Genomic DNA, 21,255 nt, shown 5'->3' on the forward strand with positions numbered 1-21,255 from the left:
GGTGTATCAGATGCTTTGGCGCAGCCGCGCCAGATCCCGCAGCGGTGGTGCGCCGAACAAGCGGCTGTACTCGCGGCTGAACTGCGATGGGCTTTCATACCCCACCCGATAGCCTGCCGCCGACGCTTCCAACCCTTCGGCGATCATCAGGCGTCGCGCTTCCTGTAAACGCAGCTGCTTCTGGTACTGCAGCGGGCTCATTGCCGTGATCGCCTTGAAGCGATGGTGCAAGGTCGACACGCTCAGGTTCACTTCCTTGGCCAGGTCATCGATGCGCAGGGGTTGCTCATAGTTGCCGTTGAGCCATTTGATCGCCTGGCTGACTCGATGGCTCTGGCTGTTGGCCACGGCAATTTCATACAGCCGATAGCCCTGCGGCCCACGCAGCAAGCGGTAGAGGATCTCCCGATTGATCAACGGCGCGAGCATGGCGATATCTTTGGGCGTGTCCAGCAAACGCGCCAGGCGCAGCACGGCGTCGAGCAGCTGGGTGTCGATGCGGTCCACGTACATCCCGCGGGAGGTCGGGCGCGTGGGCACGCCCATGGGGCCGGCTTCGGCGATCAGGGCGGTCAACAGGGCCGGGTCGATATTGATACGCACCGACAGGTTCGGGTCCTCGGGTGTGGCGTCGATGATCCGCCCGGCCACTGGCATCGCCACCGAGAACACCAAGTAATTGAGGGGGTCGTAGGCGAAGACCTCGTCGGCCAGGCGCACTTCCTTGCTGCCACTGGCGAGGATGCACAGCGCGGGCTCCACCAGCACCGGCGCGAAATCCCGCGGCGTGTTGTGGCGGTTCATGAACAGCGAAGTAATTGCCGTGCCGTAAGAGCCGTCTTCCCAGGTATGCCGATGCACGATGCTGGCGAGTTCGGCACGCTGTTTTTCCATCTCGGCATCGAGGGGCGGGGAGAGGTGGTCGAGCGACGGCATGGGATGTCCTCTGGGCGGTGCTTGGATGGAGCTCAGCTTAGTGGCGGCTATTGAAAAAGTGTTAGGTCGATTCTGCACAATCCTTGCCTGATCCTGCGGCCTGTCGTGAATCAGGCAAGCCCGTTACCGGTCACGGGCCTGTAATACGGCGTTCTTGCTTTGCCTGAAACCGCGGGTCTGCACAGCGGTTTCAGGCTTCTCGCAGGATTGTGCAATAAGCCGGCAGGAATCGACTAACCGACTGCGCGCCCGCGCCGCTATTGTTGATCCTGTGGCAACACGCCCCTCACGGTGCTTGCCGAGCATCACTTCTCAACGGGAGAGTCGAATATGTCCACCCCCATTCCCGCAAGCCATATGGCCTTTATCCGCGCCCGCAGCGGGTGCAGCACCGAACTGGGTGCACGCTTGAGCAGTTTGATTGAACCGGGCCGTCAGGCGCAGGGTTGTCTGCAATTCTCCTTGCAGCATTCCCAGGTCGACCCCGATGTGTGGCTGGTCTCAGGTTTTTGGAGCAGTGAGCAGGCGATGAGCGCCTACTTCAACTCGCCGGCCCTGATGATCTTTACCGAGCTGTTGAACGACATGGTCGTGCGCAGCATGGACTTCCAGACCTTCACCGATGCGTCCGCCGCCCACGCCTATGGCGAGTACCTGCAACTCGCCGGTTGAAGCGGTTTAGAATGGCCGACTTTTCATTGGCCAGGACCTGCAATATGGCACGTAAACAATTTGCCCATCACGAAGCCGTTTCCGCTGTTGTACCGGGGGAAGGGGGCTACAGCGCCGCCGTCGCCGTGAAGGCGCTGGACGGCATGGGCGCCCCACGGTTTCACAAGATCCTCGACGGGCAAACGTTCAAGACGGCTTCGGATGCCGATGATGCGGCCGTCGTGCAGCTTGAGCAGTTGGTCGATGTCGATGAAGAGGGTCAACTGACCTGGGCGAATGCCGCCAGCTGAAACTGCGGCAGGGGCCTTCGGTTATTTCAGTCAGGGTTTGCTGGCGCCTGGGCGGTACATCTTGAACAGCGCCTCCGGCCCTAGCTGGAAGTAGTCCGCCGGGCCTCCGCCGCGCAGAATCGGCTCGGCCGCGGCGGTGTCATAGATGCCGTCCTTGAGCAGCCATTTGGCGATGTGCACCGCAACCACTTCGCCCAGCACCAACCAGCTCGGTACCAGGGTTTGATCGGCGCGTTGCAGCTGGATGATCTGGGTGACTTTGCATTCGAACGACACCGGGCTTTCACCCACCCGTGGCACGCTGACGATCTTCGACGCCACCGGTGTCAGGCCGGATAACGCAAATTCATCCACCTCGGGCGCCACCGCCGCGCAGCTCTGATTCATCTGCTCGGCCAGCGGGCGAGTCGCCAGGTTCCAGACGAACTCGCCGGTCTGTTCGATATTGTTCAGGCTGTCTTTGCGCCCAACGCTGGAGAACCCAATGATCGGCGGAACGTAATTGAACGCATTGAAGAAACTGTAGGGCGCCAGGTTCAGGCGGCCTGCTTGGTCGTGGGACGAAATCCAGCCAATCGGCCGGGGACCGACGATGGCATTGAACGGATCATGAGGCAGGCCGTGGCCGTTGGCGGGTTCGTAGAAGTGGATATCGTCAGGCATGGCCGGGTTCCTGCTGCGGGGGTTCTGGAAGGCAGCCATAGTGCAATCCATAGCGACGAATTTCCATCCGCCCATAGAATTTTCATTCAGCGTCCACCTCTTTTTCACAGCGGCCCGTTCAGTCTGCGCCAAGGTCGACACCCCTTATAAGACTGAGCCTCGGAGCTTCTACCGCATGAATAAACTTCCTCAGATCACCCTGGCGTTCTGGGTCATGAAAATCTGCGCAACCACCCTGGGCGAAACCGCCGGTGACTTGCTATCGATGACCCTCAACGTCGGTTACGCCCTTAGCTCGATGATTTTGATCAGCGTGTTCCTGGTCACTCTGGTGACACAACTTTGGTCGAAAACCTACAACCCGGTGCTGTATTGGATCGTGATTTTATCCACCAGCACTGCAGGCACTACCATGTCCGACTTCATGGATCGCACCCTGGGCCTGGGTTACGCCACCGGTTCGATGATTCTGATCGTGATACTGATGATCATCTTCGCCCTGTGGCACCTCAGTGGCGACTCACTGAACGTGAACAAGGTGCAGACGTTCCGAGGCGAGTTGTTCTATTGGATGGCCATCCTGTTTTCCAACACCCTGGGCACGGCCCTGGGCGACTTCCTGGCGGATGATTCGGGGTTGGGCTTCGCTGGCGGAGCATTGCTGATTGGCTCGACCATCGCAGCGGTGGTAGCGCTCAAGTACTTCACCCAAATCTCGTCGGTGCTGTTGTTCTGGGTGGCATTTGTGTTGACCCGGCCGTTTGGTGCGACCTTGGGCGACTTCTTGACCAAGCCCTATGAAAAAGGCGGCTTGGATTTCGGCACCATTGGGGCCTCGGCGGTATTGGCGGCGGTGCTGGTGGTGATGATTGCTGGGGCGTCGTATGCACAGCGGCGGTATGGCCGGAGCCCAATAGCAGAGGTGTCCTGACTCAAAATAATGAGATGGTCACCTTGCAGAAAAGGCGGGAACCCTAGATGTGGGAGGGGACAAGCCCGCTCCCACATTTGTTACTGCACGCAACCGTTAGTTCGTAGTAATCCGCGAATGTTTGCGAGTGTCTTTCATGGTCACGTAGACCATCAGCGACACCGCGATGCAGGCAGTCACGTACCAGTAGTAACCGGTTTCCATGCCGATGCTCTTGAACCACAGCGCGATGTATTCCGCAGTCCCGCCGAAGATCGATACGGTCAGTGCATACGGCAGGCCCACGCCCAGGGCGCGGATTTCGGTGGGGAACAGTTCGGCTTTGACCACCGCGTTGATCGAGGTGTAGCCGCTGACGATGATCAGCGCCGCCATGATCAGGAAGAACGCTCCCCACCAGGTTTGGATGGTGTGCAAGGTGGTGAGGATCGGCACGGTGAACAGCGTACCGAGGATGCCGAAGGCGATCAGGATGGGGCGGCGACCGATCTTGTCCGACAGCCCGCCGATGATAGGTTGCAGGCACATGAACAGAAACAGTGTCGCCGCCGAGATGGTGGTGGAGTCGGAAATGCTCATGCCGACGGTATTCACCAGGTACTTCTGCATGTAAGTGGTGTAGGTGTAGAAGGCCAGGGTGCCGCCCATGGTCAGGCCGACCACGGTCATCAATTCCTTGGGGTGACGCAGCAAGGTGCGCATGGCGCTTTCCTTGGCTTTTTCCTTCTTGGTAAACGACTCGGTTTCTTCCATGCCACGACGCAGGTACAACGCAACCACGGCACACAGGGCGCCGATGGCGAACGGAATACGCCAGCCCCAGGCGTAAAGTTGTTCGGTGGTCAGCACTTGTTGCAGCACGATCAACACCGCCAGCGCGATGAGCTGGCCGGAGATCAGGGTTACGTATTGGAAGCTTGAGAAGAAACCACGGCGTTCCTTGGTTGCCATCTCGCTGAGGTAGGTGGCCGAGGTGCCGTATTCGCCACCCACCGACAAACCTTGCAGCAAGCGGGCAAACACCAGCAGGATCGGCGCGCCGACGCCGATGGTTTCATAGCCGGGGCTGAGGGCGATGATCAGCGAGCCGAAGCACATCAGCAGCACCGAGGCCATCAGCGCGGCCTTGCGCCCTTTGTAGTCCGCATACAAGCCCATCAGCCAGCCGCCGATCGGGCGCATCAGGAAGCCCACGGCGAAGATCGCGGCGGTGTTGAGCAATTGGGCGGTGGTGTCGCCTTTGGGGAAGAAGGCTTTGGCGAAATACAGCGAGAAGGCGGCATAGACGTACCAGTCATACCACTCGACCATGTTGCCCACCGAGCCGCTGAAGATCGATTTGATCCGGCTGGTGGTGGTGCGTTCTTTGGCCGGCGAAGCCGCCGACCCCGCAGGCAGGGTGTTGGAGTTATCCATCGAAGGATCCTTCATCTAGTTGTTTTTATGGAGCAGCGCGAGCGTTGCCTGGCTGGGGCTATAGCATGAGCTGTGCCAAGGGGATGAAGGCCCGGTTTAGAAGGGTTTGAGGAGAATTTTGAGCGAAAAGTCGCTGATGATTTTGGTGGTGATGAGCGGAAATCCGCTCACTCGTCCGGCAGAAACATTTCTCGGGTCAGGCCGTGGCGCTGCATTTTTTCATTGAAGGTGCGTCGCGGCAGTTGCAGTTCCGCGAGCACCGCTTTGATATCGCCCTTGTGTCGGGTCAACGCAGCTTTCAGGCACTGCGCTTCAAAGGCTTCCTGCTGCGCCGCCAGGGATTGCCCGGTTTCGACAGTGTCCGGTTCCGGCTCGCCCAGGCCCAGCACCTGGCGTTCGGCAACGTTGGCCAACTCTCGCACATTACCCGGCCAGTCATGGCTGAGCAGACGCCCCAACTGCGCGCCGCTCAAGGGCTCAACATGGCGCCCAAGGCGCTCGGCGGCGCTCTGGGCGAAGTGCTCGTAGAGCAGGGGAATGTCTTCGCGCCGCTCGCGCAGCGGCGGCAGGCGCAACTGTGCGACGTTCAGGCGATACGCCAGGTCTTCGCGAAAGCGTCCGGCGCGGGCCTCTTCCAGCAAATCGGGTTTGGTCGCGGCGATGATGCGCAGGTCCACAGGGATGCTCTGGTTGGAGCCCAGGCGCTCCAGCTTCTGCTCTTGCAGTACCCGCAGCAGTTTGACTTGTTGGGCCAGGGGCATGCTTTCGATTTCGTCGAGAAACAGCGTACCGCCGTGGGCGTATTCCAGTTTGCCGATGCGTTTGCCCTGGGCCCCGGTAAAGGCGCCGCTTTCGTGTCCGAAGAGCTCGGCCTCAAACAGCTGCTCGGGGATCGCCGCGCAGTTGAGCGCCACGAACGGCTTTTTCGCCCGTGGACCGAAATCATGCAGGCAGCGCGCGACCAGTTCCTTGCCGCTGCCGGTCTCGCCACGGATCAGCACATTGACCGGCAGCGCCGCCAGATCCAGCACTTGGCGGCGCAGGTTCTGTAACGCGCGGGACATGCCGAGCAAGCTCGATTCCAACTGCGCGCGCTGCCCGGCCTGCTGGTGCAGGCGGCGGTTTTCCAGGACCAGCCCGCGCTTGTCCAGGGCGCGGCGCAGGCTGTTGAGCAAGGCGTCGGGGCTGAAGGGCTTTTCCAGGAAGTCGTAGGCGCCGTCGCGCATGGCTTCCACGGCCATCGGCACATCGCCATGGCCGGTGAGCAGAATCACCGGCAGGTCCGCATCGCGCCGCTGCACTTCGGCCAGCAGTTCCAAGCCGCTGAGCCCGGGCATGCGCACGTCACTGAGGATGACTCCGGCAAAGTCCCTGGGCAGTTGTGCCAGGCATTCCTCGGCGCGACTGAACAATTGCACCTCAAAACCGGACAGGCTCAACCATTGTTCGACGGCCGTGCGGATACTGGCTTCGTCGTCGACCACAATTACCGCGTTCAACATAGGTCCGGCGTCTCCAGCGCGATGGGCAGGGTCAGGGTGAATACCGCGCCGTCGCCTCGGTTAGCGGCGATCAGGCGTCCGCCGAGTTCGTGCACGATGGCGTAGGACACCGCCAGCCCCAGGCCGAGCCCGTCGCCCACCGGTTTGGTGGTGAAAAACGGGTCGAACACACTGTTCAAGTGTTCTTCGGCAATGCCGCCGCCGCTGTCGCTGACGGTCAACTGCCACAGCTGCTGGTCGGCGTGCAGGCGGATTTCCAGGCGCTTGCGCGGTTTGTCGGCCATGGCATCCAGAGCGTTGCGCAGCAGGTTGATCAGCACCTGTTCCAGGCGGATCGCGTCGCCGCGTACCCAGGCAGGGCGGGTCAGGTCCAGCACAGTGCCGATGTTCTCGTCGCGCAGGCGCGCGTCGAGCAAGTGCAGGGATTGGTCGACCACGGTGGCCAGGTCCAGGCGTTCGCGCAGGCCGCTGGGGCTTTTACGCGCAAAGGTCTTGAGATGGCCAGTGAGCGCGGCCATGCGCGTGAGCATATCGTCCAGCGGCGCAAGAGCCTTGTAGGCGTCGTCCACGCGGCCATGGTCGAGCAGCAGGCGCAGGGTGGCCAGTTGCATGCGCTGGGCTGTCAGCGGCTGGTTGATTTCATGGGCCAGGGCCGCCGACATCTGCCCCAGGGCCGCCAGCTTGGCGGACTGCACCAGGCCATCCTGAGCAGTGCGCAGGGCTTGGGTGCGCTCTTCCACCAGGCGCTCCAGCTCTTCGCGACTGCGCTGGCGCAGGCGTGCCAGGCGCCAACGCTGGGTCAGGAACAGCACCAGAAACACCAGCGCCAGCCACGAACCGGCAGCAGCCAGACCGGCATTGCGTTGGTCTTCGAAAGCGAACTGGGGTTTGCGCAACAGGTGCAAGGTCCACCCTTCGGCCTTCAGCGGCAGGGATTCCCAGATGTAATTGGCACTGCCGTCTGGGCCGTTGACGCGCATCAGGTGACTGTTTTCGTCGAAGCGTTGCAGGGGCTGAGTGTCCAGCGGCTGCAGCTGTTTCTTATCGTATTGGCGGGTGGCCTTGAGTTCGGCGAGGTCGCTGTCCGACAGCGGTCGCAGGTTGCGGTAGCGCCAGCCCGGCTGGTTGGCGATAAATACGATGCCACGCGCATCGCTGACCAGCAGCAGATCATTGCCCTGGGCCCATTCGCGCTCAAGCTCGGGAAACTCCAACTTGACCACCATGGCGCCGAGGAACTGCTCGTGCTCGTCCAGTACCGCGCTGGACAGGAAATAGCCGGGAATGCCCGTGGTCACCCCCACCGCATAAAAACGCCCGGTGCCCTGGCTGCGGGTCTGGCTAAAATAAGGCCGGAATGCGTAGTTGTGGCCAACATAACTGCTCGGCAAGTTCCAGTTACTGGCCGCGACGGCCAGACCGGTGCGATCCATCAATTCCAGGGTGGACGACTGCGCGGCGCCGTTGATGCGTTCCAGCTTGCGGTTGAGCAAGTCCTGGGTGGCGCCGTCCAGCGGACCTTTCAAGGCGTTGATCATTTCCGAATCCAGCGCCAGCACCGCAGGCAGGGCGCGGTAGCGTTCGATCAGGGTGTGCAGGGAGTTGGCATACAGCGCCAATTGCTGATTGGCACGGGCGGCATCGTCCACCAGGGCTTGGCGTTCGGCATGCCGCGTGGCCAGGGCGGCGGCCAGTACCGCACCGGCGATGATCAGCAGGGAGTAGAAGGTCAAACGCAGGGGGCGAGGGATCACGATCATACGGTGATGAACAGGCACGGTAAGGGGAGTGCACCATAGCATGAGCAGCAGCGGTCTTGGGGTGCGCCAGGTCATTGTAAATGGGCAGGTTGCGCAGGTTTTGCGGCAAGCCCGTCATTGAGAAATCGGCAGGCAATAAAAAAGCGACCGTGCTGATCGCAGCGGTCGCTTTTTCTGTCGCTCAGGCAGTGCTTATTGCACTTCTACCGCCAGGCTTTCACTGATCTTTTTCTGCCAGATGGCAGGACCGGTGATGTGGACGGATTCGCCCTTGCTGTCCACCGCCACGGTGACCGGCATGTCTTTGACCTCGAACTCGTAGATCGCTTCCATGCCCAGTTCGGCGAAGGCCACCACGCGGGACTTCTTGATAGCTTGCGCCACCAGGTAGGCAGCGCCGCCCACGGCCATCAGGTACACGGCTTTGTGGTCCTTGATCGCGTCGATGGCGGTCGGGCCGCGTTCGGATTTACCGATCATGCCCAACAGGCCGGTCTGATCAAGGATCTGACGGGTGAACTTGTCCATCCGCGTGGCGGTGGTCGGGCCGGCTGGGCCGACTACTTCTTCGCGCACTGGATCAACCGGGCCGACGTAGTAGATGAAGCGACCCTTGAGGTCCACTGGCAGGGTTTCACCCTTGTTCAGCATCTCGACCATGCGCTTGTGCGCCGCGTCGCGACCGGTGAGCATCTTGCCGTTGAGCAACACGGTTTCGCCCGGTTTCCAGCTCTGCACGTCTTCCGGGGTCAGGGTGTCGAGGTTGACGCGGCGGGCAGACGGGCCGGCCTCCCAGACGATTTCCGGGTAGGCGTCCAACGGTGGTGCCTCCAGCGACGCCGGGCCCGAACCGTCGAGCACGAAGTGCGCGTGACGGGTGGCGGCGCAGTTGGGGATCATGCACACCGGCAACGAGGCTGCGTGGGTCGGGTAATCCATGATCTTCACGTCGAGCACGGTGGTCAGGCCACCCAGGCCCTGGGCGCCAATGCCCAGTTGGTTGACCTTCTCGAACAGCTCCAGGCGCATCTCTTCGATACGGTTCTGCGGGCCGCGTTTTTTCAGCTCGTGGATGTCGATGGATTCCATCAACACTTCCTTGGCCATCACGGCGGCTTTCTCGGCGGTGCCGCCGATGCCGATGCCGAGCATGCCAGGTGGGCACCAGCCGGCGCCCATGGTCGGAACGGTCTTGAGCACCCAGTCGACGATCGAGTCGGACGGGTTGAGCATGGCCATTTTCGACTTGTTCTCGGAGCCGCCGCCTTTGGCCGCCACGTCCACTTCCACGGTGTTGCCCGGAACGATGGAGTAGTGGATGACCGCAGGGGTGTTGTCCTTGGTGTTTTTACGCGCGCCGGCCGGATCGGCGAGAATCGAGGCACGCAGGACGTTTTCCGGCAGGTTGTAGGCGCGACGCACACCTTCGTTGATCATGTCGTCCAGGCCCATGGTGGCGCCATCCCAACGTACGTCCATGCCCACGCGCACGAACACGGTGACGATACCGGTGTCCTGGCAGATCGGGCGATGGCCGGTGGCGCACATGCGCGAGTTGATCAGGATCTGGGCCATGGAGTCACGGGCCGCTGGCGACTCTTCGCGCAGGTAGGCTTCGTGCATCGCCTGGATGAAATCCACGGGGTGGTAGTAGGAAATGAATTGCAGGGCGTCGGCAACGCTCTGAATCAGGTCGTCTTGCTTGATCACGGTCATGAGTCGCGCTCCTCTATAAGACGGGAACATTCAATAAAGGTGGCATCAGTGGGGTGCATCGGTCGGCTGAGGCCACCTTTCCAAGGCACGCCAAGTGGTGCAGGCGCGACGCTAAAAAGGCGCGGCAGTATAACCCGGCGCGGTGGCCGATACACCCGACTATGGTCAAACTGTGCCGAGCGTGATTCCCTGTGCACGCCTTTTGATGCGAGATGTTCCATGCCTGAACTGCATGTCGGCGAACGCCATTGGTCGGTACCCACCGGCAGTAACCTGTTGGATGCCTTGAACCAGGCGGGCGTGGCCGTGCCTTACAGTTGCCGGGCCGGCAGTTGCCATGCGTGCCTGGTACGGTGCGAGGGTGAGGTGGATGATCGCCAGCCGGAGGCTTTGAGCCCTGCGCAACGCCAGGACGGCTGGCGCCTGGCGTGCCAATGTCAGGTGAGCGGGGACGTGCAGGTCGAGACATTTGATCCGCTGCGCGATGGCGTAACGGCCGAGGTCGTGGCGACGGATTGGTTGACCCCGAGCGTTTTGCGCCTGCGCGTGCAAGCGCAACACAACCTGCGTTATCGGGCCGGGCAGCACCTGGTGCTGTGGGCGGGGCAGGTGGCGCGGCCGTATTCCCTGGCGAGCTTGCCCCAGGAGGACGGGTTCCTGGAGTTTCATCTCGATTGCCGCCAGCCCGGTCAATTCAGCGATATCGCCCGCCGGTTGCAGGTCGGCGAGCGTTTGGTCCTGGGCGAATTGCGCGGCGGCGCCTTGCACTATGACCCTGATTGGCAATCCCGGCCGCTATGGCTGTTGGCCTCGGGGACAGGGCTGGGCCCTTTGTGGGGCGTGTTGCGTGAGGCGTTGCGCCAGGATCATCAAGGGCCCATCCGCGTGATTCACCTGGCCCATGACGCCGCCGGCCATTATCTGGCCGAACCCCTGGCGGCGCTGGCCGCCCGTCACCCGCAGTTGACCGTGGAGCTGTGGACCGCGGCTGAGTTGACCCAGGCATTGGCGCAACTGCGGCTTGTTTCCCGGCAAACCCTGGCCTTACTCTGCGGGAGCCCTGCCAGTGTCGAAGCGTTTTCCAAGCGTCTGTTCCTGGCCGGACTGCCGCGCAATCAACTGCTGGCCGATGTGTTCCTGCCCCGTGGTTGAGCGCTAAATTCCACCGCCGCGAGACTCGCCATGACCGACGCCATCCTCCAGCAACGTGACGGCGGGCTGCTGACCCTGCAGCTCAATCGCCCGGACAAGAAGAACGCCCTGACCCGCGCCATGTACACCCGCTTGGCCGAGGCGCTGGAACAGGCCGATGCTGACCCGCAGATCAATGCCGTACTGATCCAAGGCAGCAGCGAATGCTTTACCGCCGGCAACGACATCGGCGACTTTCTCGACCAGCCGCCCAGCGACTTGGACACCCCGCCGTTTCACTTTATGAAGAGCCTGCTCAACTGTCGCAAACCGGTGATCGCCGCCGTGGCCGGAGCAGCGGTAGGCATCGGTACGACCCTGCTGCTGCACTGCGACCTGGTGTACGTCAGTCGTGATGCGCATTTGCGCATGCCGTTCGTCAACCTGGGGCTGTGCCCTGAGTTCGGTTCCAGCCTGATCCTGCCGCGATTGTTAGGGCACGCCAAAGCCGCCGAGCTGTTGCTGTTGGGCGAAGGTTTTACCGGTGAGCAGGCCGCGGCATGGGGCATCGCCACCGAAGCCTTGGGCAGTGGTGAGGCGACGTTGGCCAAAGCCAGGCAAATCGCTGAGCGTTTCGACACCTTGGCGCCGGGGGCAGTGCAGATCACCAAGCAACTGATGAAAAGCGTGGACCGCGAGCAGTTGCGTCAGGTGATCGAAGAGGAGGGGGCGTTGTTTACCCAACGGTTAAGGTCGCCGGAGGCGATTGCGGCGTTGTCGGGGTTCGTCACTCGACGCTGATCGTAAGCAAGGCCTTCTATCACGAAAAGCAAAAAGCCCCGTCACTTGCATGACAGGGCTTTTGTTTTCAGCGATCGATCACTCAGACCATTGGGTCGCCAACGTGCAGGATCTTCATGCCGTTGGTGCCGCCGATGGTGTTGTAGCTGTCGCCCTTGGTCAGGATGACCCAGTCGCCTTTCTCCACAACGCCGCGCTTGAGCAGCTCGTCGATGGCCGCCTGGCTGACTTCATGGGGTGGCAACGACGCCGGGTCGAACGGTACGGTGTAGACACCCCGGAACATGGCCGCGCGGGCCTGGGTTTCGCGGTGCGGGGAGAACGCGTAGATCGGAACCGACGAACGGATGCGCGACATGATCAACGGTGTGTAGCCACTTTCGGTCAGAGCGATGATCGCTTTCACGCCTGGGAAATGGTTGGCGGTGTACATCGCAGCCAGGGCGATGCTCTGGTCGCAGCTTTCGAACACTTTGCCGATGCGGTGGCTGGAGGTCTTGCTGGTCGGGTGCTTTTCGGCACCGACACAGATACGCGCCATGGCCTGGACGGCTTCCAGCGGGTACGGGCCGGCGGCGCTTTCGGCCGACAGCATGACGGCGTCGGTGTAGTCCAGCACGGCGTTGGCCACGTCGGACACTTCGGCGCGGGTCGGCATCGGGTTCTGGATCATCGACTCCATCATCTGGGTCGCGACGATCACCGCTTTATTGTGGCGACGTGCGTGCAGGATGATTTTTTTCTGGATACCGATCAGTTCGGCGTCGCCGATTTCAACGCCCAGGTCGCCACGGGCAACCATCACGGCGTCGGAAGCCTTGATCAGGCCGTCGAGGGTTTCGTCATCGGCCACCGCTTCGGCGCGTTCGATCTTCGCCACCAGCCAGGCGGTACCGCCGGCCTCGTCGCGCAGCTTACGGGCGTATTCCATGTCAGCGGCGTCGCGTGGGAAGGACACTGCGAGGTAGTCCACTTCCATTTCGGCGGCCAGCTTGATGTCGGCTTTGTCTTTTTCGGTCAGGGCCGGTGCGGTCAGGCCACCACCGCGACGGTTGATGCCTTTATGGTCGGACAGTGGCCCACCGATGGTCACGGTGCAGATCAGCTCAGTGCTGGTGGCGGTGTCGACGCGCATGACCACGCGGCCATCATCCAGCAGCAGCTCGTCACCGACGCCGCAGTCTTTGACCAAGTCCGGATAGTCGATACCCACGACTTGCTGGTTGCCTTCGGTCAGCGGGTGGCTGGTGGAGAAGGTAAAGGTGTCGCCGATCTTCAGTTCGATTCGCTTGTTGGCGAATTTGGCGATACGGATTTTCGGGCCTTGCAGGTCGCCCAGCAACGCCACGAAACGGCCGTGCTTGGCGGCGAGATCACGCACCAGCTTGGCGCGAGCCTTGTGCTCGTCGGGGGTGCCGTGGGAGAAGTTCAGACGGGCAACGTCCAAACCAGCCAGAATCAGCTGTTCGAGGACTTCCGGCGAATTGCTGGCCGGGCCAAGGGTGGCGACGATTTTGGTACGACGGACGGACATGCACGGACTCCTGAGTTCAAGCGCTGAGGAAGGCTACTATGCTCTTTCGTTGTAGTCATTGTTCGTTTGCACTACTTATCGAACATTCACTTGTTTTGGCGGCGGGCTAAAAGATGAACGACCTTGAAGATTTTCGACGAAGGGTCGATACACTCCACAAGACAGGAGAACCCTCATGCGAATTTTGCTCGTTGCTGCCCTGGCCGTCAGTGTTGTCGGCTGCACCCGCTGGTCGATGGACCATCATTTGAATAACGCCTACCGGGCTTATGGGGTCGGTGATTGCCAGCGCGTCACCCTGGAATTGTCCCAGGTGGACCGCGAAAGCCGCAGCCGTCGGTATGTGCAGCCGGAGGTCTCGATGTTGCGTGGGCAGTGTCTGGAACGGCAGAAATTGTTCGTTGATGCGGTGCAAACCTATCAATTCATCATTACCCAGTACCCCTCCAGTGAGTACGCCTACCGCGCCCGCGCGCGTCTCGACACCCTGCAACAACTGGGGCACTACCGAGGCGCCAGCGCTGCTCAACCACGTCCTGCCTCTTTATAAGGATATTTGCTATTGGTTAACTGGCCCGTTGCCAGTCTTGGGCTATCCTTTGGATGATCGTTTGTACAAGTTTCTATTCGAACGAATGAGGGGCCCGGATTCGGCGGCTGTCTAGTGTACAACGCAATGTGTTGTCACACCGAGATCCAGGGAGAGCGAGCGTTTATGCTCGTTCCGAATCACTGGCACGGCCAGAGTCATGGCCACTGGATGGCGATCTCACCATGTTTACCGACCGACGGATCGAGCGGCATCAATTACCGAGTTTCTTGCAAGTGTTTAACCGTCTTACCGACAAGCCCATTGGTTTTCTGGGCAATGCCTCGGAAGACGGACTGATGTTGATCAGCCTATTGCCCATGATGATTGATGTGGATTTTGAGCTGCGGTTAAAGATTCCTGCGGCGGATGGCGACTTTCATGCCATTGATCTCACCGCGACGTGTTTGTGGAGTCACGAAGACATCAACCCGCAGCACTACGATTCCGGCTTTCGCATCATCAGCGCCAGTGAGGAATATGGGCAATTGATCAGCGTTTTGGTGCATTACTTCAGCTTTGATCCTTTGCAGGCGTCTGCCTAGCATCAAGCGTTGTCGACTCGGCATGGGCTTCAGAGCCCCTGTCGTGCCGAGCTCAGCTTTTAGAACACACCAGCTTTCTTCCAACCCAGATAACGAGTCACCAGGGCCGCGCCCATCTCCGAAGGCAAGGTATCCAGTACTGACAGGCCATGTGCGCCCAGCCGGTCATGCAATTCGTCGCGTCTGGTGAGGTAATCCACCGTGCCGCTGTAAACCAGGGCCTCAGGTAAGGTTTGCACGGGGGACTGCCGCAATTGGTCCAATACCTCCTCGCGCAAACTCGCCACCAGCACTCTATGTTGGCGGCCGATACGTTTGACGGCCGCCAGCAGCGCTTCATCGTCCTCATCCCGCAGGTTGGTGACGATGATCACCAACGCCCGACGCTTTTGCCGAGCCAGCAATTGGTTCGCCGCTGCGAGGTAGTCGGCCGACCGGCGAGTTGTGTCCAGGTCGTATACCGCGTTCAACAACAGACTCAACTGGCCGCTGCCTTTAACCGGTGCCAGGTAGCGGGGCTGATCGCCAGCAAACGTGCATATCCCCACCGCATCGCCCTGGCGCAAGGCGACATAGCTAAGCAGCAGGCAAGCATTGAGGGCATGGTCGAAATGGGACAGTTCATCGTCCTGGCTGCGCATGCGGCGGCCGCAATCGAGCATGAACACGATCTGCTGGTCGCGTTCGTCCTGATACTCCCGGGCGATCGGTGTGCGTTGTCGCGCGGTGGCTTTCCAGTCGATCTGACGCAGGCTGTCGCCTTCGCGAAATTCACGTAATTGATGAAACTCCAACCCCAGGCCGCGTCGTTGACGCTGGCGAACCCCCAGCTGGCTCAGCCAGTTATCCACACCCAGTAATTGGGCGCCGTACAACCGGGCGAAATCCGGGTATACGCGGGTGACATCCTGGGTTTCGATAAAGCGCCGTGCCGACCATAACCCCAAAGGGCTGGGGATATGGATTTCACAGCGGTCGAATGGGAAGTGGCCACGGCGCAAGGGGCGCAGGCGATACCCCAGTTCACTGCGTTCGCCGGGACGTAGTTCGATGGTTTGCGGCAGGTTATCGACGTTCAGCCCATCGGGAACATGGTCGAACACCTGTACCTTCAGTGTTTGTGCAAAAGCGTGTTCCAGGCTCAGGCGAACGTCGCCCCAGCGTCCTAGCGCCAGACTGCCGGGCATTTGCCGTTGCAATCGCGGAGTAGGCCGGTGGCGCAGGCGCAGGGCATCCAGCACGGCCAGCAGTAACAATGCTAGGAGCAAGCCCCAGGCCACCGAGTGCAGTGTGTCGGGCACCTTCAGGTGCAGCGCTGCCGTGGCGCCCAGCAGAATGCTCAGGCCCAGCAGCACGCTGAGCCAGGTTAATAGCAGACGGGTCGGTTTCATGGGCGATTCATTGCCGCGGAGCCGGGATCTGGTCCAGCAGTTGCTTGAGTACCTGGTCGACTTCCAGCCCGTCGATATCCAGTTCTGGCGCAATACGTACCCGATGCCGCAACACCGCCAGGGCACATCCTTTGATGTCATCCGGAGTGACGAACTCGCCGCCGCGTAGCAAGGCTCGGGCACGGGCGCCACGCACTAGCGCGATTGAGGCTCGCGGCCCCGCGCCGATGGCCAGCCCTGGCCAGCTTCGGGTCGCTCGCGCCAGGCGCACGGCGTAGTCGAGTACGTGTTCGTCCAGGGCCAGTTCGCTGGCGATCTGTTGCAGTTGCATGACATCGTCGGCCTGCAGCACGGTGCGCAAGGGTTGCACATCCAGCATATCGGCCCGGGATGAACGCGTAACCTCGCGCACCATATCCAATTCCTGCTGCGCTTCTGGATAGTCGATGCGCACTTTGAGCATGAAGCGATCCAGTTCCGCCTCCGGCAGGGGATAAGTCCCTTCCTGTTCGATGGGGTTCTGGGTGGCCAGTACCATGAAGGGCTGACCGATGGGCAGCGCCTCGCCTTCCAAGGTCACTTGCCGCTCTTGCATGGCTTCGAGCAGAGCGGCCTGGGTCTTGGCCGGGGCGCGGTTGATTTCGTCGGCCAGTAACAGGTGGGTGAAGACCGGGCCTTTGCGCAGCTTGAATTGTTCGGTGTGCAGGTCATACACGGCATGGCCGGTGACATCGCTGGGCATCAGGTCCGGCGTGAATTGGATACGCGCGAAATCGCCATCGAAGCAGCGTGCCAATGCACGTACCAGTAAGGTCTTGCCGAGGCCGGGTACGCCTTCGAGCAATACGTGGCCGCCGGCGATCAGGGCGGTGAGCACATCATCAATGACCTGATCCTGCCCAATAACGGCCTTGCGCAGTTCGACGCGTAAGGCCTGGGCCTGTTGGCTGGCGCGATGCAGGGTTTCGCCGGTCAGGGCGGTGGGGCTTGGAAAATCGCTCATAGGGCATTCCTGAGGGTTTGCAGGCATGCCACCTGCCGGCTGAAATCGGCGCTGGAAAGCCGCTTTTCCGGGAGTGGGCCGAGGGCCTGGCTGATGACATGAGAAGGTTGATGCGTCAGGTGTTCGAGCACCTGCCACTGTTGTGCATCATCAAGGTGTTCGAAGCCGGGATGGCGACGCCTGGCGGCGCGCAGGATATCCCGTTGCAAGGCCTGCACCAGCGTGCGTTGGCCATTGCGGCGCAGCAGGAAGTCGGCGCTGGCTTTCAGATGTTCCTGCAGTTGCCGACGAGCCTTGGGCGCGGGTGCCTGGATAGGTCCCTGGTGCATAGCCGCGTGCCACAGGGCCAGGGCGATCAAGGCCGTCAGCGCTACCAGTGCCTGGGGGAAATAGCGCAGCAGCAGGCTGAGCAGATCGTCCACATCGCTGTTGACCAAAAGGGTCACAGCCGTGCCCTGGGTCAGGTACCACAGCAGCCAGGCATTGTCGTGCTTACCGATATTTGCGGTTTTCCACAGGTCACTGTCGGTGATCACGCTCACACGACCCTCTCCGAGGTCGAGTTGCATCAGATGACTCGACTGGGCGCTGTTGGCGGAAAATTGCGCCAGATGCTTGGGGTCGGTGAGGTTGAAAGCGGTATCGAAACCGAAATAGGCCGGGGCGGTTTCATTATCGATATAGAGCCTGGTCAGGTCGGGTGTTTTCTCTTTGCGCGCTGGCGCGGGCTCTTCGGGCTCGTCGCTGAGCACTTGGCGTATCTGCAGGCGGTCGAGTAAGAGATCGCCACTTTTGCCGGTTTCTTCATCCCACAGGGCTTCTGCTACCACCAGCAGGTGGCCGCCGGAGCGGGTCCAGTCCAGCAACTGCTCAACCTGACGGGGAGACATATTGCTGCGCTCCGTCAGTAGCAGAAGACTATGGTGTTCAGACGGGAGGTCGGCCAGGCGATCAAGGCCAAAGGCATGGTCCACGGGCAGGCCCTGCTTACGCAGAAAGTGCTCGGCGGCCAGATAAGGGTTGGCCTGCGCTTCAGGGGAAGGCCCGCGGTCGATTACCTCGTCGTAGGGCGTGGCTTTGCTCCAGGCATAAAAACCAGCCGCTGCGAGTAAACACACCAGCAGTAGCCCTGCCCACATTAAAAGCCGGTTCATTGGGCTCCCCCCGAACTGAACAGGGCACGCCAATCGCTGCAGAGTTTTTGCTGGATCGTGGTGGGTGGAAGGCGGTGGCCGTAAGCGAGGTTCTGCCAGTGCCGGGTCAGTTCATCACTGAAGGCCAGCAATTGCGGCTGTTCCAGTTGGTGAACGCGTTCCAGCACTTGCCCTTCGGTGTCGGCACTTTTAAGGGGGAGATTGAAATCATGCAGTAAACGGCTCAATAGGCCGCGATAAAGCAGACCGAGAGCTTCCCTGGGCTGGGTGGCCCAAAGTTGCTCGGCGGTGCTGGCAATATCCGTGGGCAAGGTCTCGGCGCCCAGCGCCAGGCCGAACAGTTGCGTGGGGGCAGGCTTGAGGACTTTGGGGCTGGCAGGCGCGCGCCGGCTGACAAAAGTGCGCAGCCAGTCACGATAGCGCCACGCCAGTAGGGCCAGGCCGCCAATCAGCAGGCTCCATAGCAGTACTTCCAAAGCCTGGGCAAAATGCTTGAAGGTATCGCTGTTAAGGTTGTCCAGAAGCGTCTGTAGCCACGCTGGAAGTTTGCTATCACCACGGTCCTTGTTCTTTACGGTGGGTTTGTCATCGCCAAAGCGATAACGGGTGACGGTTTCCGGGTTCTTGAACGGGGGCTTGTCCAGCAGCGCCTTGACTGACTGGCTTGCACTCTGAGTGCTCAGCGGCGTCGATTCATCGGCCATGGCGGGCGGATTGATGGGCAGCAATGTCAGCCCGATCACCAGCAATAGCAGAGGGGTCGCTGTGCTCAGCCGTTGGCGCAGACGCCTGAATACCAGTTCCAGATCCCAAGCCTCCAGCACGGTGCGGCGGTTGAGATAGAGGCTGAAACCACAGGCCACATAGATCGGTTCCCAGAACACCAGTATCAGGGCATAAAACGCGTTACTCAGATGCTCCAGCCACAGCCCTTCAGAGCTGGTGGCCAGTATCAGCCGCTGCCAATCCCAGCTCTGTTCGACGTTTTGCGGAATGAAGAGATAGAACAGGGCCATGCAACCGAACCAGAGCCCGATTTCCAGATGCACTCCAACGGTGGTCAGCCAGCGCGCGGCGCCGGCGTCACGCTGTTGCAAAACGCCCAGGCGCTTTTGACGCGCCTGGCCATCCAGACCTTCCAACTGGGTGACCGGCATGACGAAGCTGCGGCTGAGACTGAGGCGGCGCCAGGTCAGGCTGGCCAACAATTGCCCCTTGAGCAGACGCGGCCACTGGCGTACCGCCTGTTTAAGGCTGGGCGTGTCACCGAACAGCGCCTTTGACAGGATATAGAGCGGCAGGCGATCGAATGCCGGCTTGAACCACCAGAACAGGAATATGGCGGTGGAGGGGTATTTCCACAGCGCTGCGCTGAGCAGAATGAACACCGGCAAGGTCACCAGCGCCCAACTGGCCGTTAGTAATAAACGATGTTCCCTGGCCATCAGGACACCAAGGTCCATGGCTTCCCAGGCGGTACGCGGACGAATCGCCACGCTGGCATCACTCAGGCGCATGTTGAGTCCGCCCTGCAAAGATAAGGTACGCCGCGACCAGCAGCCACAATACGGCGCCCACCAGGTATTTGACCCATGCCGCAATGACCGTGGTGGACGACCAGTAGGCTTCAATGAACGCGGCAATCAGCAGGAAGACCATGACACCACAGAGCAATTGCACGCTCTTATGTGCCGCGAGCCTCAAGGATTCGCCCCGCGTCAGTCGCCCCGGCGAGATCAGTGCCCAGCCCAGTTGCAAACCCGCTGCCCCGGCGAGGGCAATGGCTGTCAACTCGAATGCACCATGACCGACGACGAATGACCAGAAGGTCTGCCCGTAACCGATCTCGGTCAGGTGTCCGGACACCGCGCCGATGATCAGCCCGTTGAAGATCAGGAAGAACACGCTGCCCAGGCCAAACAGCAAGCCGGCGGCGAATGTCTGGAAGGCGATGCCAATGTTGTGCATCACGTAATAGCCGAACATCATCCAGTCCTCGCTCGATGCGCGCTCGGCGGCGCGGCCCAGGCGACTGGCATCGGGGTCGTACATGTCCTGCATCTCAGCCACCTGCTGGGGGCTGATGATGCTGTAGATCAGTTCGGGAAACAGGTAGACCAGCAGCGCTATGCCCAGCAGGCTGCCAAAGAACAGCACGCTGGCCACCGCTACAAAGCGCCACTGTTCGCGTACCAGCCGCGGAAAACCGGCCAGGACAAAACCCAGCACGCTGGCGCCCAGTTGGTTGCGATGACGATAAAGTTGCTGATGTCCGCGCAGGGCCAGTTGCTGCAGCGGGTCCACCAGATAGCTGCTGTAGCCGCGCTCCTGAGCCAGCGCCAAGTGCTGGCAAAGGCGCCGGTATTGATGAGGGAAGTCGGCAACATCGCTCGCTTTAGCCGTGCCTTGTTCCAACCGATTGAGTTGTTCGGCAAAAGCTTGCCATTGGGGCTGGTGACGGCTTTCGAACAGGCTCTGCTTCATGTTGGCCCCAGGAGGCCGCGGGCCACGCCGTTGAGTTGTTGGGCCGCGCGAGCTGGGGAAACCTGCAGGGGCGGCGCGAGGATAGCGGCCAGTTCGTGTACCCGTTCAGCGGACAATTCACCCTGGCGTTCGGCAAAACCCAGAATGGCCCGTTGTTCATTCAGGTCCAGGGCAAAGGGCAGGCGCAGGGCTGCCGCCTGAGGAATCTGAGGACGTGGTAGAGGGCGTTCGCGGTAGACCACCAGTGTGCCGGCGGCGAGGTCGCCGAGGCGTTTGAAATGGGGATGTTGCAGGCAGCTGATGGCGCCAAGAAAGTAGCCAAAAGGCAGCATGTCGACAAATCGGAGTAGGTTGCGGATCAGCGATGCCGACCAGCCGACGGGTGTACCGTCGTCCTGTACCACGCGCAATCCCATGACTTGCTTACCCGGCGAACACCCTTGGTTAAGCACTTCGAACAGCACCATGTACCACCAACTGACCAGGAACAGCAGCAACGCGCCGAGGCCGAGACCTACATTGCCGAGCAACGCCAGCGGCACCATGAGCACGCCCATGATCACGCCGCGCGCCACCAGGTCGAAGGCAAAGGCCAAGACCCGGGGTACCAGGCCGGCCGGGCGCAACGGTAGGTCTATACCTTCCGGGGTTTCGATCTGGTAGCGCGTATCCAGTGGGGTTGATGGCATTGCGATCCTTGGCAGTGCAGAGCGGCTGGGAGAGACGGATGCTAGCAG

20 protein-coding genes are annotated in these 21,255 nt (G+C 61.0%); 7 read left to right on the forward strand and 13 right to left on the reverse strand.

What is annotated here, in order from left to right:
- Positions 1–6 precede the first annotated feature (6 nt).
- Positions 7–936: an AraC family transcriptional regulator gene (locus tag K1567_RS21960; protein ID WP_169868208.1), complete on the reverse strand. Its 930-nt coding sequence runs from the start codon at positions 934–936 to the stop codon at positions 7–9.
- A 330-nt stretch (positions 937–1,266) separates the two neighbouring features.
- Here K1567_RS21960 and K1567_RS21965 point away from each other — a divergent pair, with 330 nt between their 5' ends.
- Together K1567_RS21965 and K1567_RS21970 are read left to right on the forward strand one after the other, a co-directional pair.
- On the forward strand, positions 1,267–1,608 hold the full coding sequence (locus K1567_RS21965) for an antibiotic biosynthesis monooxygenase family protein (protein ID WP_034100252.1): 342 nt from the start codon (positions 1,267–1,269) through the stop codon (positions 1,606–1,608).
- A gap of 44 nt (positions 1,609–1,652) precedes the next feature.
- A complete protein-coding gene (locus tag K1567_RS21970) occupies positions 1,653–1,898 on the forward strand; it encodes a hypothetical protein (protein ID WP_034100250.1) in 246 nt (81 codons plus the stop codon).
- Positions 1,899–1,928: 30 nt separating this feature from the next.
- Here the strand turns inward: K1567_RS21970 and K1567_RS21975 are convergent, their stop codons facing one another.
- Positions 1,929–2,561 (reverse strand): flavin reductase family protein, encoded by a 633-nt coding sequence (locus K1567_RS21975; protein WP_034114995.1) that lies wholly within the window; start codon positions 2,559–2,561, stop codon positions 1,929–1,931.
- A 175-nt stretch (positions 2,562–2,736) separates the two neighbouring features.
- On the opposite strand from K1567_RS21975, the gene K1567_RS21980 reads away from it, so the two are divergent.
- A complete protein-coding gene (locus tag K1567_RS21980; protein ID WP_213547929.1) occupies positions 2,737–3,492 on the forward strand; it encodes a hypothetical protein in 756 nt (251 codons plus the stop codon).
- A gap of 96 nt (positions 3,493–3,588) precedes the next feature.
- Here K1567_RS21980 and K1567_RS21985 read toward each other — a convergent pair whose 3' ends face one another.
- The 4 genes from K1567_RS21985 to K1567_RS22000 form a co-directional block, all read right to left on the reverse strand.
- A complete protein-coding gene (locus tag K1567_RS21985; RefSeq protein WP_034100245.1) occupies positions 3,589–4,908 on the reverse strand; it encodes an MFS transporter in 1,320 nt (439 codons plus the stop codon).
- Positions 4,909–5,075: 167 nt separating this feature from the next.
- Positions 5,076–6,410 carry a sigma-54 dependent transcriptional regulator gene (locus K1567_RS21990; protein ID WP_034114990.1) on the reverse strand — a complete coding sequence of 445 codons (1,335 nt, stop codon included), beginning with the start codon at positions 6,408–6,410 and terminating at the stop codon, positions 5,076–5,078.
- Entirely contained in the window at positions 6,404–8,170 is a 1,767-nt protein-coding gene (locus K1567_RS21995) for an ATP-binding protein (protein WP_034100241.1), read from the reverse strand. Before K1567_RS21995 ends, K1567_RS21990 begins: the two co-directional genes overlap by 7 nt.
- A 192-nt stretch (positions 8,171–8,362) precedes the next feature.
- On the reverse strand, positions 8,363–9,886 hold the full coding sequence (locus K1567_RS22000) for a fumarate hydratase (RefSeq protein ID WP_034100239.1): 1,524 nt from the start codon (positions 9,884–9,886) through the stop codon (positions 8,363–8,365).
- A gap of 219 nt (positions 9,887–10,105) precedes the next feature.
- Here K1567_RS22000 and K1567_RS22005 point away from each other — a divergent pair, with 219 nt between their 5' ends.
- The gene (locus K1567_RS22005) at positions 10,106–11,038 is read left to right on the forward strand and encodes an iron-sulfur-binding ferredoxin reductase (RefSeq protein WP_169868214.1); all 933 of its coding nucleotides are present in this window, start codon (positions 10,106–10,108) and stop codon (positions 11,036–11,038) included.
- A 30-nt stretch (positions 11,039–11,068) separates the two neighbouring features.
- A complete protein-coding gene (locus tag K1567_RS22010) occupies positions 11,069–11,818 on the forward strand; it encodes an enoyl-CoA hydratase-related protein (protein ID WP_034114988.1) in 750 nt (249 codons plus the stop codon).
- 82 nt (positions 11,819–11,900) lie between these two features.
- Here K1567_RS22010 and pyk read toward each other — a convergent pair whose 3' ends face one another.
- Positions 11,901–13,352, reverse strand: coding sequence for a pyruvate kinase (gene pyk, locus K1567_RS22015; protein ID WP_034100233.1), 1,452 nt, complete (start codon positions 13,350–13,352; stop codon positions 11,901–11,903).
- Positions 13,353–13,527: 175 nt separating this feature from the next.
- On the opposite strand from pyk, the gene K1567_RS22020 reads away from it, so the two are divergent.
- A complete protein-coding gene (locus K1567_RS22020) occupies positions 13,528–13,902 on the forward strand; it encodes a tol-pal system YbgF family protein (protein ID WP_169868216.1) in 375 nt (124 codons plus the stop codon).
- A gap of 224 nt (positions 13,903–14,126) precedes the next feature.
- On the forward strand, positions 14,127–14,486 hold the full coding sequence (locus K1567_RS22025) for a pilus assembly protein PilZ (RefSeq protein WP_034100229.1): 360 nt from the start codon (positions 14,127–14,129) through the stop codon (positions 14,484–14,486).
- A 59-nt stretch (positions 14,487–14,545) separates the two neighbouring features.
- Here the strand turns inward: K1567_RS22025 and K1567_RS22030 are convergent, their stop codons facing one another.
- From K1567_RS22030 to K1567_RS22055, 6 genes are read right to left on the reverse strand one after another with little or no spacing between them, the layout of a single operon-like run.
- Entirely contained in the window at positions 14,546–15,877 is a 1,332-nt protein-coding gene (locus tag K1567_RS22030; protein WP_047881977.1) for a DUF58 domain-containing protein, read from the reverse strand.
- A gap of 7 nt (positions 15,878–15,884) precedes the next feature.
- Entirely contained in the window at positions 15,885–16,880 is a 996-nt protein-coding gene (locus K1567_RS22035; protein ID WP_034100226.1) for a MoxR family ATPase, read from the reverse strand.
- Positions 16,877–18,034, reverse strand: a complete 1,158-nt coding sequence (locus tag K1567_RS22040; RefSeq protein WP_220698855.1) for a DUF4350 domain-containing protein — start codon at positions 18,032–18,034, stop codon at positions 16,877–16,879. Before K1567_RS22040 ends, K1567_RS22035 begins: the two co-directional genes overlap by 4 nt.
- On the reverse strand, positions 18,031–19,551 hold the full coding sequence (locus tag K1567_RS22045; protein WP_169868220.1) for a DUF4129 domain-containing protein: 1,521 nt from the start codon (positions 19,549–19,551) through the stop codon (positions 18,031–18,033). The genes K1567_RS22040 and K1567_RS22045 overlap by 4 nt, the downstream gene beginning before the upstream one ends.
- Complete coding sequence (locus K1567_RS22050; RefSeq protein ID WP_169868222.1) at positions 19,538–20,518, reverse strand: stage II sporulation protein M; 981 nt, start codon at positions 20,516–20,518, stop codon at positions 19,538–19,540. The genes K1567_RS22045 and K1567_RS22050 overlap by 14 nt, the downstream gene beginning before the upstream one ends.
- On the reverse strand, positions 20,515–21,207 hold the full coding sequence (locus K1567_RS22055) for an RDD family protein (protein ID WP_169868224.1): 693 nt from the start codon (positions 21,205–21,207) through the stop codon (positions 20,515–20,517). The genes K1567_RS22050 and K1567_RS22055 overlap by 4 nt, the downstream gene beginning before the upstream one ends.
- Between the last annotated feature and the right edge of the window lie 48 nt (positions 21,208–21,255).

Origin of the sequence: Pseudomonas sp. S5F11, from assembly GCF_019641515.1 — a bacterium.
Classification (GTDB): domain Bacteria; phylum Pseudomonadota; class Gammaproteobacteria; order Pseudomonadales; family Pseudomonadaceae; genus Aquipseudomonas; species Aquipseudomonas rhodesiae.